The 14231-nt window shown below is 71.9% G+C and carries 12 protein-coding genes; 5 read left to right on the top strand and 7 right to left on the bottom strand.

What is annotated here, in order from left to right; all coding sequences use genetic code 11:
• Nucleotides 1-57: 57 nt before the first annotated feature.
• Together FHR77_RS11255 and guaB are read right to left on the bottom strand one after the other, a co-directional pair.
• Nucleotides 58-1179, bottom strand: coding sequence for a GuaB3 family IMP dehydrogenase-related protein (locus FHR77_RS11255; protein WP_056057277.1), 1122 nt, complete (start codon nt 1177-1179; stop codon nt 58-60).
• Between the two features lie 179 nt (nt 1180-1358).
• Entirely contained in the window at nt 1359-2861 is a 1503-nt protein-coding gene (guaB, locus tag FHR77_RS11260) for an IMP dehydrogenase (protein ID WP_167260347.1), read from the bottom strand.
• A 270-nt stretch (nt 2862-3131) separates the two neighbouring features.
• On the opposite strand from guaB, the gene FHR77_RS11265 reads away from it, so the two are divergent.
• The 4 genes from FHR77_RS11265 (at nt 3132) to FHR77_RS11280 (ending at nt 7420) form a co-directional block, all read left to right on the top strand.
• Nucleotides 3132-4496, top strand: coding sequence for a branched-chain amino acid ABC transporter permease (locus FHR77_RS11265; protein WP_341777335.1), 1365 nt, complete (start codon nt 3132-3134; stop codon nt 4494-4496).
• Between the two features lie 11 nt (nt 4497-4507).
• On the top strand, nt 4508-5494 hold the full coding sequence (locus FHR77_RS11270) for a branched-chain amino acid ABC transporter permease (protein WP_056057285.1): 987 nt from the start codon (nt 4508-4510) through the stop codon (nt 5492-5494).
• Nucleotides 5495-5567: 73 nt separating this feature from the next.
• A complete protein-coding gene (locus tag FHR77_RS11275; RefSeq protein ID WP_167261366.1) occupies nt 5568-6635 on the top strand; it encodes an ABC transporter ATP-binding protein in 1068 nt (355 codons plus the stop codon).
• Between the two features lie 17 nt (nt 6636-6652).
• Nucleotides 6653-7420 (top strand): ABC transporter ATP-binding protein, encoded by a 768-nt coding sequence (locus FHR77_RS11280; protein ID WP_167261368.1) that lies wholly within the window; start codon nt 6653-6655, stop codon nt 7418-7420.
• Between the two features lie 732 nt (nt 7421-8152).
• On the opposite strand, the gene FHR77_RS11285 is transcribed toward FHR77_RS11280, so the two are convergent.
• The 3 genes from FHR77_RS11285 to groES form a co-directional block, all read right to left on the bottom strand.
• Entirely contained in the window at nt 8153-9493 is a 1341-nt protein-coding gene (locus tag FHR77_RS11285) for an ABC transporter substrate-binding protein (RefSeq protein WP_056057288.1), read from the bottom strand.
• A gap of 177 nt (nt 9494-9670) precedes the next feature.
• Nucleotides 9671-10657 (bottom strand): EamA family transporter RarD, encoded by a 987-nt coding sequence (rarD, locus tag FHR77_RS11290; RefSeq protein ID WP_167260349.1) that lies wholly within the window; start codon nt 10655-10657, stop codon nt 9671-9673.
• Nucleotides 10658-10824: 167 nt separating this feature from the next.
• Nucleotides 10825-11121 carry a co-chaperone GroES gene (gene groES / locus FHR77_RS11295; RefSeq protein WP_056057293.1) on the bottom strand — a complete coding sequence of 99 codons (297 nt, stop codon included), beginning with the start codon at nt 11119-11121 and terminating at the stop codon, nt 10825-10827.
• Nucleotides 11122-11265: 144 nt separating this feature from the next.
• Here groES and FHR77_RS11300 point away from each other — a divergent pair, with 144 nt between their 5' ends.
• Nucleotides 11266-12453 carry a class I SAM-dependent methyltransferase gene (locus tag FHR77_RS11300; protein WP_167260351.1) on the top strand — a complete coding sequence of 396 codons (1188 nt, stop codon included), beginning with the start codon at nt 11266-11268 and terminating at the stop codon, nt 12451-12453.
• Between the two features lie 96 nt (nt 12454-12549).
• Here the strand turns inward: FHR77_RS11300 and FHR77_RS11305 are convergent, their stop codons facing one another.
• Both FHR77_RS11305 and FHR77_RS11310 read right to left on the bottom strand, forming a co-directional pair.
• Complete coding sequence (locus FHR77_RS11305; protein ID WP_167260353.1) at nt 12550-13599, bottom strand: DUF4190 domain-containing protein; 1050 nt, start codon at nt 13597-13599, stop codon at nt 12550-12552.
• A gap of 194 nt (nt 13600-13793) precedes the next feature.
• Nucleotides 13794-14198, bottom strand: a complete 405-nt coding sequence (locus tag FHR77_RS11310) for a DUF4190 domain-containing protein (protein ID WP_167260355.1) — start codon at nt 14196-14198, stop codon at nt 13794-13796.
• Nucleotides 14199-14231: the final 33 nt, after the last annotated feature.

Consider the following 14231-nt stretch of genomic DNA (forward strand, 5'->3'; position numbering starts at 1 on the left):
ACGCCCGTCAGCCTGACAACGGCGCGTGAGATCGCCCCGCTGGGGACGGATCGAGGTCTAGTGCGGCTGGTAGGGGGCCACGACGACCTCGCTGCGCTGGAACTCCTTGAGGTCGCTGTAGCCGGTCGTCGCCATCGCGCGACGCAGGGCGCCGACCAGGTTGGCCTGGCCGTCGACCGTGGAGGCCGGGCCGTAGAGGATCTTCTCGAGCGGGCCGACCTGGCCGACGTGCACGCGACGGCCGCGGGGCAGCTCGGGGTGGTGAGCCTCGGCGCCCCAGTGGTAGCCGCCGCCGGGCACGTCGGTGGCGCGCGCGAGGGCGGCACCGAGCATGACGGCGTCGGCGCCGCAGGCGACGGCCTTGACGATGTCGCCCGAGGTGCCGAGCCCGCCGTCGGCGATGACGTGCACGTAGCGCCCGCCCGACTCGTCGAGGTAGTCGCGGCGAGCGCCCGCGACGTCGGCGACCGCGGAGGCCATCGGAGCGTGGATGCCGAGGGAGGCGCGGGTCGTCGAGGCAGCGCCGCCCCCGAACCCGACGAGGACGCCGGCCGCGCCCGTGCGCATGAGGTGCAGCGCTGCCGTGTACGTGGAGGCGCCTCCCACGATCACGGGGACGTCCAGCTCGTAGATGAACTCCTTGAGGTTCAGGGGCTCGGTGCTCTTCGACACGTGCTCGGCCGAGACGGTCGTGCCGCGGATGAGGAAGAGGTCGACGCCGGCGTCGACGACGGTCTGGTAGAGCTCCTGGGTGCGCTGCGGGCTGAGCGAGCCGGCGACGGTGACGCCGGCGGCGCGGATCTCGGCGATGCGCGCGGTGACGAGCTCGGGCTTGATCGGCTCGGCGTAGATCTGCTGCATGCGGGCGACGGTCTCGTCCTCCGGCAGGTCGCGGATCTCGGCGAGGACGGACTCGGGGTCGTCGTACCTCGTCCAGACGCCCTCGAGGTCGAGCACGCCGAGGCCGCCGAGCTGGCCGATGCGGATGGCCGTCTCGGGGCTGACGACGGAGTCCATCGGCGCGGCGATGATCGGCGAGTCGAACTGGAACGCGTCGATCGACCAGCTCACCGACACGTCTCGGGGGTCGCGGGTGCGCCGGCTCGGGACGATCGCGATGTCGTCGAACGCATAGGCGCGGCGCGCGCGCTTGGAGACGCCGATCTCTACCTCAGTCACCGTGCCACCCTACCGGGTGCCGCCCCGCGCCGAGCCCGGCGGCCCGCGGCCCGCCCCGCGGCCCGTCCCCCGCGCCCGGCCTCCGCCGCCCGGGACGACGACGGGCGAGTCCGAGCCGGGCGGGCGCCCGTGGACGCCCGCTCGGGTCGAACTCGCCCGGGGTCGGCGAGGGCGCCGGGCTAGCGGCGGTAGTTGGGGGCCTCGACGACCATCTGCAGGTCGTGCGGGTGGCTCTCCTTGAGGCCGGCCGCGGTGATGCGGACGAACTTGCCCTTCATCTTCAGCTCGTCGACGGTGCGGCCGCCGACGTAGAACATCGACTGACGGAGGCCGCCGGTGAGCTGGTAGACCACGTTGCTCAGCGCACCGCGATAGGGCACCTGGCCCTCGACGCCCTCGGGGATGAGCTTGTCGTCGCTGGGGACGTCGGCCTGGAAGTACCGGTCCTTCGAGTACGACGTGTTCTTGCCGCGCGTCTGCATGGCGCCGAGCGAGCCCATGCCCCGGTACTTCTTGAACTGCTTGCCCGCGACGAAGACGAGGTCGCCGGGGCTCTCGTCGCAACCGGCCAGCAGCGAGCCGAGCATGACCGTGTCGGCGCCGGCGACGAGCGCCTTCGCGATGTCGCCCGAGTACTGGAGGCCGCCGTCGGCGATGACCGGCACGCCGGCCTCGCGGGCCGCGAGCGACGCCTCGTAGACGGCGGTGACCTGCGGCACGCCGACGCCGGAGACGACGCGGGTCGTGCAGATCGAGCCCGGCCCGACGCCGACCTTGATCGCGTCGGCCCCGGCCTCGATGAGCGCCTCGGCGCCCGAGCGGGTCGCGACGTTGCCGCCGATGACGTCGACGGCGGCGAAGGTCGGGTCGGCCTTGATGCGCTTGATCATGTCCAGCTCGCCGGCGCTCTCGCCGTTGGCCGTGTCGACCACGAGCACGTCGACGCCGGCGTCGCGGAGCGCGCACGCGCGCTCCCACGCGTCGCCGAAGAAGCCGATGGCGGCGCCGACGCGGAGCCGGCCCTCGTCGTCCTTCGTGGCGTCGGGGTACTTCTCGCTCTTGTCGAAGTCCTTGACGGTGATGAGGCCGCGGAGCTTGCCCGCCTCGTCGACCAGGGGCAGCTTCTCGATCTTGTGCTGGGCGAAGATCGCGATCGCCGAGTCGGGGTCGACGCCCTCGGGGGCCGTCACGAGGGGGGCCTTCGTCATGACGTCGCGGACGAGCGTGGTCTCCATCTCGAAGGGCGAGACGAAGCGCATGTCGCGGTTGGTGATGATGCCGACGAGCGTGCCGTCCTCCTCGACGACCGGCAGGCCGGAGACGCGGAACTGGCCGCAGAGGGCGTCGACCTCGGCCACGGTGGCGTCGGGCGTGGTGGTCACCGGGTTGGTGATCATGCCCGACTCGCTGCGCTTGACCTTGTCGACGTGGGCCGCCTGGTCGGAGATCGAGAGGTTGCGGTGGATGATGCCGATGCCGCCCTGACGCGCCATCGCGATGGCCATGCGCGACTCGGTCACGGTGTCCATCGCGGCGGAGAGGAGGGGGACGGCGACGCGGATGCGCTTCGTGAGGCGGGACGAGGTGTCGGCCTCGCTCGGGATCACGTCGGTGCGCCCCGGGAGGAGCATGACGTCGTCGTACGTGAGTCCGATGAATCCGAACGGATCCGGCTGGTCCATGAGTCCCCTTCGAAGGAGCGAGATGAGGTGGTCGGTGGCACCGGATCGCCGTCGACTCCGGTGCTCCATGTTAAGCCGCCCCGTGCCTCCGGAATTCCGCCCTCGGAGGACGCTCCCGTGCGTCGATGTCGCTATTTCGTAACGAATTGTCGTCATTGGCCTGTGTCCTGCACGAAACACGGCCGACACACAGCGAAAGTAGCGTCACCAACGACGGTCGCCAGCGGCACCCGGGGCATCGCCCCGACTGGCACCTGTCCAGGAGGTCCCGTGAAACCCGACACGACCATCGCAGGCAGAGCTCCGCTCCGCCCTGCCCTGATCGTCACCGTCCTCGCTCTGCTGCTCGGCCTCGCCGGCGCGTTCGTCTCGGTGACCCTGGCTCCCTCGGCCGCCCACGCGCAGGGCGGGGCCACGGCCTCGTGCCAGGCCGACGCGAGCACGGGCTGCATCCAGGGCAGCATCAGGGACTCCGACGGCGAGCCGGCCACCGGCGTCGTCGTCGACGTCACGGGCCCCGGCGGCTTCGAGGGCACGGCCGAGGTCGACGGCACCGGCCGCTGGGCCGTCCCCGTCACCGAGGCCGGCGAGTACGCCGTCCAGCTCGACGAGGAGTCGCTGCCCGACGGGCAGTTCCTCCGCAACGCCGAGACCGAGCGCAGCGTCGACGCGACGCTCGGCGCCAACAAGAGCGTGATCTTCCAGCTCACCCAGACCGAGGGCGAGGTCTCCGGCGCCGCCGCCTCCTCCTTCAACTGGGACCGCCTCGCGCAGCAGTTCGCGTCGGGCATCCGCCTCGGCCTGCTGCTCGCCCTCGCCGCGATCGGCCTCTCGCTGATCTACGGCACCACCGGCCTCAGCAGCTTCTCGCACGGCGAGCAGGTGACCCTCGGCGGGCTCCTCGCCTACGTCTTCGCCAACCAGCTCGGCATGAACATCTTCCTGGCCGCGACGATCACGGTGATCCTCTGTGCGGCCACCGGGTTCATCCAGGACTGGGCGATCTGGAAGCCGCTCCGACGGCGGGGCCTCAGCCTCACCCAGCTCATGATCGTCACGATCGGTCTGTCGATCGCCCTGCAGTACGCGTTCCAGTACTTCTTCGGCGCCGCGACCGTCCGCATCCAGACGGCCAACCCGACCACGGTCACCTTCGCGGGCGTCACGCTCACGGTGCAGTCGTACGTCGCCATGGGGATCTCGGTGATCGTGCTCGTGCTCACCGGCCTCTTCCTCACGAAGACCCGCACCGGCCGCGCCACCCGCGCCGTCTCCGACAACCCCGCCCTCGCGGCGGCGTCGGGCATCGACGTCGACCGCATCATCCGCCTCGTGTGGACGGTCGCGGCGGGCCTCGCCGGCCTCTCGGGCGTCATGCTCGGCCTCGTGCTCAACGGCGTCAACTGGATGACCGGCCTGCAGATCCTGCTGCTCATGTTCGCGGCGGTCACGCTCGGCGGGCTCGGCACCTCCTTCGGCGCCCTGGCCGGCTCGCTCATCATCGGCGTCATCGTCGAGCTGACCAACCTGGTGCTGCCGGGTGACTTCAAGTACGCCACCGCGCTGCTGATCCTGATCGTGATCCTGCTGTTCCGTCCGCAGGGCATCTTCGGTCGCGCCGAGCGGATCGGTTAAGGGGACAACACATGGACTACGTCATCGACCTCATCCGCCAGCTCACCGGCGAGGCGCTCGCCCCGACCACGGCCGCGTTCGCGATCGCCGCGATCGGCCTCAACATCCACTTCGGCTTCACCGGCCTCATCAACATGGGCCAGGCGGCGTTCCTGCTGCTCGGTGCCTACGGCTTCGCGATCTCGCTGACCAGCGGCCTGCCGCTCGGGCTCGCGGTCCTGATCGGCATGGCCTGCGGCCTCGTGTTCGCGCTCATCCTCGGCGTCCCGACGCTGAAGCTGAGGGGCGACTACCTCGCCATCGTGACCATCTGCGCGGCGGAGATCATCCGCATGGTCGGCCGGTCGAGCATCCTCACCGACGTGACCGGCGGCTCGAACGGCATCACCGGCTCGTCGTACCGCGACCCCTTCACGGCGCTCTCCCCCCTGCCCGACGGGCAGACCACCGTGCTGTGGTTCACGTACGACAACAACGGCGTCAACGGCTGGTGGATCCGCATCGTGGCCTGGGCGCTCGTCGCCCTGCTCTGCGTCATCGTCTTCCTGCTCAGCCGCAGCCCCTGGGGCCGTGTGCTCAAGGGCATCCGCGAGGACGAGGACGCCGTGCGCAGCCTCGGCAAGAACGTCTTCTCGTACAAGATGCAGGCGCTCGTCTTCGGCGGCGTGATCGGCTCGCTGGCGGGCATCATCTACGTGCTGCCCTCGTCGGTGCAGCCCGACGCCCTCGGCCGCTCGACGACGTTCTTCATCTGGACGGCGCTCCTGCTCGGCGGCGCGGCCACGGTGTTCGGCCCGGTGCTCGGCGCGATCCTGTTCTTCGTCGTCCGCCTGCTCATCCGCACCCTGGCCGGCGACTTCATCCCCGCGAGCATCATGAGCAACCAGCAGGCCGACCAGTTCTCGTACGTGCTCGTCGGCGTCGCCCTGATGTGCCTGATCATCTTCCGACCGCAGGGAATCCTCGGCAACAAGAAGGAGCTGTCGTTCAGTGTCTGAGACCACGACCACCGGCACGGCCGGAGCGCCCTCGGGCCGGGACCGCAAGCCCGGCTACGACTACGACCGCACCGTGCTGCGCCAGAAGCTCACGACCGTCGGGCGCACGCCCGGCTCGTCGAAGCCCGACCCCATCCTCACCGTCGACAACGTCGTGCGTCGCTTCGGCGGCATGACCGCCGTCGACGTCGGGCACGTCGAGGTGCAGCGCGGGGCGATCACCGCGCTGATCGGCCCCAACGGCGCCGGCAAGACGACGTTCTTCAACCTCCTCACCGGCTTCGACAAGGCGTCCTCCGCCCCGACCGCGTTCAAGCGCGGCGAGGGCACGGCGAAGTGGGTCTTCGACGGCAAGCCGATGGGCAACGTCGGCGCCGCCAAGGTGGCCCGAGCCGGCATGGTGCGCACCTTCCAGCTGACGAAGGCGCTCTCACGCCTCACCGTGATGGAGAACATGCTGCTCGGCGCCCGCGACCAGCCGGGCGAGAACTTCTTCGTCGGCATCGTGCCCCCGCTGTGGAAGGCCCGCGAGCGCGAGATCACCGTCAAGGCGGAGGAGCTGCTCGCCCGCTTCAAGCTGCTCGAGAAGAAGGACGACTACGCCGGCAGCCTCTCCGGCGGCCAGCGGAAGCTGCTCGAGATGGCGCGCGCCCTGATGAGCGACCCCGAGATGATCATGCTCGACGAGCCGATGGCCGGCGTGAACCCGGCGCTGACGCAGTCGCTGCTGGGCCACATCCAGTCGCTGCGCGACGACGGCACGACCGTGCTCTTCGTCGAGCACGACATGCACATGGTGCGGCACATCTCCGACTGGGTGATCGTCATGGCCGAGGGCAAGGTCGTGGCCGAGGGCCCGGCCGACACCGTCATGGACGACCAGGCCGTGATCGACGCCTACCTCGGCGCGCACCACGACACCGACCTGGGCGACGACTCGCTGCTCACCGACGAGGCGTTCGACCAGATCGAGGAGGAGGTGGCGGCGGAGGACGCGGCCCGCGAGGGCGACCCGACCCGCGCCTCCTCGACCACCACCGCCGGCGGCGTCGCCGGGCGCGACCTGCCGGGCTCGCCCGACCCCTCCACCCCCACCGCGACGAACGCGGCCGACGACCAGCAGAGCGGAGACAGGGCATGAGCGCCTCGACGACGGAGATGCACCCCGGCACGGAGAAGTTCGCCGGCACCGAGCCGATCATGAACGCCAGCGGCCTCGTGGCCGGCTACCTGCCCGGCGTCAACATCCTCAACGGCTGCGACCTCGTCTGCTACCCCGGCGAGCTGATCGGCATCATCGGCCCGAACGGCGCCGGCAAGTCGACGCTGCTCAAGGCCCTGTTCGGCCTCGTGAAGATCCACGAGGGCAGCGTCACGCTCGGCGGTGACGACATCACGAACCTCAAGGCCAACAAGCTCGTGCAGGCCGGCGTCGGCTTCGTGCCGCAGACCAACAACGTCTTCCCGTCGCTGACCATCGAGGAGAACCTGCAGATGGGCATGTTCCTCCGCCCGAAGGCCTTCGCCGAGCGGCTCGAGTACATCTACGACCTCTTCCCCGTGCTCGGCGACCGTCGCGGCCAGCGCGCCGGCTCGCTCTCGGGAGGAGAGCGCCAGTCGGTCGCCATGGCGCGCGCGCTGATGATGGACCCGAAGGTGCTGCTGCTCGACGAGCCGTCGGCCGGCCTCTCGCCGGTGCGCCAGGACGAGACCTTCATCCGCACCCGCCGCATCAACAAGGCCGGCGTCTCGGTGATCATGGTCGAGCAGAACGCTCGCCGCTGCCTGCAGATCTGCGACCGCGGCTACGTGCTCGACCAGGGCCGCAACGCCTACTCGGGCACGGGCCGCGAGCTCGCCGACGACCCGAAGGTGATCGAGCTGTACCTCGGCACGCTCGCGAAGGACGTCGACGAGACGCACTGAGCCCGGCGCCGAGCGCCACGAGGGCCCCCACGCTGTGGCGTGGGGGCCCTCGGGCGTCGTGGGGGGGCTCGTGTGGCGGGAGGCTCGTGCGGCGGGGGCGCTGGGCCTGCGGGAGGCGCGGTGCCGGTCCCACGCACACCGCGCCTCCCTGCGGCCCTCGCTGCGGATCGTGGCCGGTGCGGCGGGTCGGCGTCACTCCCGGCGGGCCCGCGCCGGCCCGCCCCTGAGGACACCGACCCGCCGCACCCGGGGCTCTGCCGTAGAACGCGAGGGATCCGTCGGGCGCCGACGCAGGAAGGCGGGCCGCCGAACCGCCGCAGCACGGATCACGCTCAAATTTGAGAGCACGAGGCTGTGGGAGGCGCGGTGCGGGTCCGGCGCACATCGCGCCTCCCCGGGGTTACCCGTAGAGCGAGAGCGATCCGTCGGGCGCCGACGCAAGAAGGCGGGCCGCCGAACCGCCGCAGCACGGATCACGCTCGAATTCGAGAGCAGGGGGCTGTAGGAGGCTCGGAGTCCGTCCCGCGCACACCGCGCCTCCTGCAGGCCCTCGGTGGTGGACCGTGGCCGAAGCGGCGGGTCCCCGTCACCCCCGGCGGGTCAGCGCCCACCCGCCCAGGAGGACACGGACCCGCCGCACACGCCTGCACCGCACCCCGGGCACCGCACACGGAGAAGGCCCCGACGCCGGAGCGTCGGGGCCTTCAGGGTGCAGCAGGTGCCGCGGTCGGGCTAGTCGCCCGCGGTGCCCTCGACGGCCGTCTGGTAGACGGGCTTGTTGTCGCCGTCGAACTGGTAGATGCCGATGAAGGCCGACGACGGGTCGTTCTTGTCGTCGAACGGCCCGATGCCCGAGGGGCCCGTGTAGTGGATGTCGCCGCCGCCGTCGAGCGCGGTGACGCACTCCTCGAAGGTCGAGCACTCGGTGCCGTCGGTCGCGCCGGAGACCCCGGCCATGTTGGCCTGGATCGTGCCGGCGTCGGTGCCGCCGCCCTTCACCGCGGCGAGCGCGGCGAGGATGGTGGCGTCGTAGGACTCCTGCGCGTACGAGTAGTCGGCGAGGGGGCTGCCGGCCGTGCGCTGGTAGAAGTCGCTGAAGCGCGCCTGCAGGTCGGTCGACGGGAACGCACCGGGGATGGTGCCCTTGGCGCCCTCGAGGGTGCCCGGGTCGAAGTCCTCGCTGTAGTCGGCCGTGTTGCCGTCCGACATGTAGACCTTGCTCATGTCCCAGCCCTGCGAGACGAGCTCGGGCACGATCGACGCGGTCTCGTCGAAGGCGAGGATGACGATGGCGTCGGGGTCGGAGCCGATCGCGGCGGTCACCTCGGACGAGAACGTGGTCTGGCCGGGCGGGAACTCCTGGCCCTCGCCCTCGGCGCCGTAGACGACGGTTCCGCCGGAGGACTCGATCGAGGCCTGGGTCGAGTTGCGGAGGCCGGTGCCGTAGGTGTCGTTGAAGACGATGAACGCGACGTTGGCGTTGCCGTCGTCGACGATCTGCTGGCCGAGCGCCGAGCCCTGGACGGAGTCCGGCGGCGCGGTGCGGAAGTAGTACGACGAGTAGCCGCTGAGGTCGGTCGCCGTGTTGGCGGGCGAGATCTGCACGATGCAGGCCGCGGTGATCTGGTCGATGACGTTCAGCGTGACGCTGGAGGACTCCGCGCCGATCGCGACGGGCACCTTCGCGTCGATCAGCTGCGTCGCTGCGGCGCTCGAGACGGTGAGGTCGTTGCTGTCGCCCGAGTCGGTGCTGGGGTCGATCGTGACGTCCTGGCCGAGCACGCCGCCGGCGGCGTTGATGTCCTCGACGGCGAGGCCGACGCCGGACTCGGCGGGCGGGTTGAGGTACGCGAGGGTACCCGTGCTCGGCAGGATGGTGCCGATGCGGAGAGCGTCCTGGCTGGGGCTGCTGGGCGCCTCGCAGGCGGCAGCGGGGTCGGTCTTCGCCGACGCCGACGCGCTCGACGAGGAGGTGTCGTCGCTGGGCGTCGAGGTGGACGAACAAGCGGCGAGGAGGACGGAGGCGGCTCCTGCGAGCGCCAGAGCCTTCAGCCCTTTGGTGGATCGGATCATCCGTGGTCCCTTTCTGGAAGCGCGTGCAGCCGGACCGCCACTAGGCAGACGGTCCTCGCGATTGAGAAGAAACTAGGGCTCGATTGTTTCCGGCGCGTGTTCTGGTCGTCACTCAGGGGTTTCGTTAGCAATTCGTGACATGCCCTCAGGAGGCGCGGTGCGGGCCCCCGACGGACGTCACGCCACAGCGGAGCGCGGTCGTGCCCGGCGGCTCGCCGACACCATGTCGACGGTCAGCACCACGAGGGCGACCCAGACGATCGCGAAGCCGACCCAGCGGCTGGTCGGCATCTGCTCGTGGAGCAGGACGACGCCGACGACGAACTGCAGCACGGGCGCGAGGTACTGGGTGAGCCCGATCGTCGCGAGGGGCAGTCGTCGCGCGGCGGCCGCGAAGAGCAGCAGCGGCACCGCGGTCACGACGCCCGAGCTGATCACGGTGAGGGTGTGCAGCAGGCTCACCGAGCCGAACACGACACCGCCGTCGACGCCGGTCGCGGCGATCACGACGAGGGCGACCGCGGCGACGGGCGCGACCGCGAGCGTCTCGAGGGTCAGGCCGCTGACGGCGTCGACGCGCCCGCCCATCTGCTTCTTCACGAGCCCGTAGGCGCCGAACGAGAACGCCATGATCAGCGAGGCCCACGGCACGCCGCCGGTGCCGAGGGCGATCACGACGACGGCCACGGCGCTGAGGCCGATGGCGGCCCACTGGGCGGGCCGGAGGCGCTCCCGCAGCACGAGGACGGCGAGCAGCACGGTGACGATCGGGTTGATGAAGTAGCCGAGGGCCGCCTCCACGACGTGCCCGGCGAGCGTCGCGACGATGAAGGTCGTCCAGTTGACGACGATGAGCACGCCCGCGAGCGCCATCGGCGCGACGACGCAGCCCTGGCGCAGCAGCGCCAGGAAGGCCGGGAAGCCGCGCGTCACGGCGAGCAGCACCAGACAGAACGCCAGCGAGAAGAGGATGCGCCACGAGACGATCTCGAACGGCCCCGAGGGCGACATGAGCAGGAAGAAGATCGGCAGCACGCCCCACAGGCCGTAGGCGCTGACCGCGTAGGCGAGGCCGGAGCCGGCTCGCTCGACCGGGCCCGAGGGCCGGGCGGGGCCGGCGGGCTCGACGGGGGCGGAGGAGGCGCGGGCACGGTCGTCGGTCACGTCACGACTCTAGGGCGAGCCCCCGTCGCCGACCGGTCCGGTGCTGCCGTCGACCGTGCCGCTCCTGCCGATCTCGCGCACGGCCCGGTCGCCGAGGCGCGTCCCGCGCACGACGAAGGCCCCCGCCGTGTGGCGGGGGCCTCCGGGTGGAGCAGGGTGTCGACCGACTAGCGGACGATGACGGCGAGCACGTCGCGGGCCGAGAGGACGAGGTAGTCCTGGCCGTCGTACTTGACCTCGGTTCCGCCGTACTTGCTGTAGATGACCTTGTCGCCGACGGCGACGTCGAGCGGGACGCGGTTGCCGTTGTCGTCGATGCGACCCGGCCCGACCGCCACGACCTCGCCCTCCTGGGGCTTCTCCTTGGCGGTGTCGGGGATCACGAGGCCGGAAGCCGTGGTCTGCTCGGCTTCGACCTGCTGGATGACGATGCGATCTTCGAGCGGCTTGATGGAGACCGACACGGTTGACCTCTGCTTTCTCGGAACTTCGTAGAACGTGGGGTGGCACTCACCACGTGCGAGTGCCAGGAACAACTGTAGGGGCCTGCTGGCACTCGGTCAACACGAGTGCCAGCGGCACGGCGTCGATGCGCGAGACTGGAGCCCATGGACACCACCGAGCTGCTCGAGATCCTCTCGCCCGAGGGGCTCCGGCTGCTCGACTCGCTGCCCGTGCGGCGGAGCGACGACGACGTCGTCGGCACGGTCGCGGCGCTCCGCAAGCAGGGCCACTCCCCCGCGCTCGTCGCCGCCGTGCTGAGCCAGGCCCGGCTCCGGGGCCGTGCCGTCGCCAAGTTCGGCGACTTCGCCAGCCGCATGCTCTTCACCGAGGCGGGCCTCGAGCAGGCCACGCGCCTCCCCGTGGCCGCCCGGCACGCCGGCCGGTTCCGCGCCGCCGGGGCCCGGCGGGTCGCCGACCTCGGCTGCGGCATCGGGGGCGACGCGATGGCCCTGGCGGCCCTCGAGCTCGACGTGCTCGCGGTCGAGCGCGACGAGGTCACCGCCGCCGTCGCCGCGTACAACCTCGCCCCCTGGTCGGGCGCCCGCGTCGAGCACGCCGACGCCGCCGACGTCGACCTCGCGGGCGTCGACGCCGTCTTCCTCGACCCGGCCCGACGCACGGCCGGGCACAGCGGCACGAAGCGCCTCGCCGACCCGGCCGACTGGTCGCCCTCGCTCGACGTCGCCTTCGGGCACGCCGAGCACCGACCGACCGGGGTCAAGCTCGGCCCCGGCATCGACCGCGAGCTGCTGCCCGCCGACGCGGAGTGCCAGTGGATCTCCGTCGACCGCGAGGTCGTCGAGCTCGGGGTCTGGTTCGGGGCGCTCGCGCGGCCCGGCGTCGGGCGGTCCGCCCTCGTGGTCACCGCCTCCGGCACCGCCGAGCTCACCGCGCCCGCCGACTCCGACGACGTCGAGGTGGGCGACCTCGGCGAGTGGCTCTACGAGCCCGACGGCGCCGTCATCCGGGCCCGCCTGATCGGCGACCTCGCCCGGAGCCTCGGCGCCCGGACGGTCAGCCGCGACATCGCGTACCTCACCGCGGACGCACCGGTCGAGACGCCCTTCGCCCAGGTGTTCCGCGTGGTCGAGGCCCTGCCCCTCGACGAGAAGACCCTCAAGCGCGAGCTGCGCGCCCGGGGCGTCGGCCGCCTCGAGATCAAGAAGCGCGGGGTCGACGTCGACCCCGCCGCCTTCCGCAAGCGCCTCTCGCTGCAGGGCACCGGCTCGGCGACGCTGGTGCTGACGCGCGTCGCCGGGCGGCACACGGCCCTGCTCTGCGAGCGCGTCTGACCCGGCACGACGACGGCCGTCGCACCGGGGTGCGACGGCCGAGGTCGTCAGGAGGCGCGGGCCGGGCGGCGAGCACCGCCGCCGGACCGCCTCGGGTCAGTACCCGTAGTAGTTGCTGTCGGCGACGGTGCTGAAGAACGTCGCCCAGCCGATCCAGACGACGATCGCGAGGGCGATGCCCGCGTAGCCGACGATGAGGCCGGTCAGCCAGAACCCGCGCGAGCGGGGCTCGCGCTTCTGGGCGACGTGGCCGAGCACCACTCCGGCGATCGAGAAGATGATGCCGGCCCCGAAGGTGACGACGAGGATCGTGATGAACGCGCCGAAGATCGAGCCGATCATCGCGAGCAGGCTGAGCACGCTCGACGGCTTGGTGGGCCCGGCCGAGGCGTAGGGCGCGTAGGGCGAGCCGTAGGGCTGCTGCTGCGGGGCGCCGTAGGGCTGGCCGTACTGCTGCGGCTGGCCGTACTGCTGCTGCGGCTGGCCGTACTGCTGGGGCTGGCCGTACTGGCCCGGCTGCGGCTGGCCTTGCTGTCCCGGCCGCTGCGACGGCTGCTGGCCGTACTGGCCCTGCGGCGGCTGCTGCCCGTACTGGCCCTGCTGCGGCTGCTGGCCGTACTGCTGCGAGCCCGGCTGGCCCGGCGCCGCCGGGCCGGTCGGAGCGCCGTAGCCGGGCCGCGGCGGCTGAGGAGCACCGTAGGGCGCCGACGCGGGGGCCCCGTAGGGAGCCGACTGCGGGGCACCCTGCGCGGGGGCCCCGTAGGGAGCCGACTGCGGAGCACCCTGCGACGGCGACCCGTAGGGAGCCGACTGCGGCGCCCCGTACGGCGCCGACTGCGGAGCAGCCTGCGCGGGGGCTCCGTACGGCGCCGACGGCGCGCCCTGCGCCGTGCCCGGCTGCGGCGCCGCGAACGGCGAGCGCTGCGGGGCCGGGGTCTGCCCCGGGGCGACGAACGGGTCGTGGGCGGGGCGCGCGGCGGGCTGCGACGCGGCGCCGGGGAAGGAGGTGGGCGGCAGCGGCGGCGACTGCTGGTCGCCCGCGGGCGCGGGCGGCGGCGTCGGCGCCCGCGCCGGCTCGGACTGCGGCGCGTCAGCGGACTGCGGTGCGCGCCCGGACTGCTCGGGGGTGGTGTCGTCGGTGGCCATCAGGAGCCTTTCGCGTGCGGGCGGCGGAGCATCGGAGGAGTCGCGGTGCGGTGTCGAAGATCAGGTGCGGTGCCGTGCGGTGTCGCCGCGGACCAGGTGGACCGGACGGACGACGGGGCCCACGCCGTCGGCGTGGACCCCGTCATCGTATCGACGCCTCCGATGAGGCAGCCATGAAGCCCGTGGGCGTCGGCTCAGTACGTCGAGTAGTCGAGCTGGCCCGAGCTGGCGAGCGCCCCGAAGAGGACAGCGAAGCCGACGGCCAGCAGGATGCCGCCGATCAGGACGACGTAGCCGAGGATGGTGCCCCAGAGCGCCATGCCGCGCCCCTCCTCGCCCGTCTTCTTGATCTGGCTGAGCGAGATGTGCCCGACGACGATCGCGGCGATGCTCGCGACGCCGGTGAAGAAGCCCGCGATGCCGAGGATGAGGGCGATCAGCGCGAGGCTGTTGCGGGGCGCCGGGCCGTAGCCCGGGCCGCCGGGGGCGCTGTAGCCCTGGCCGACGGGGGCGCCGTAGGCCGGCGGCTGCTGGCCGGAGGGCGTGCCGTGGCTGTCCTTCTGCGGCTGGCCCTGGGGGGCCGGGTACTGGTCGGTCATGTCCCGTGGTCTCCTCGTCGTGCGCCCGGCTCG

It is taken from the genome of Frigoribacterium endophyticum, from assembly GCF_011759585.1.
In the GTDB taxonomy this organism is placed as follows: domain Bacteria; phylum Actinomycetota; class Actinomycetes; order Actinomycetales; family Microbacteriaceae; genus Frigoribacterium; species Frigoribacterium endophyticum.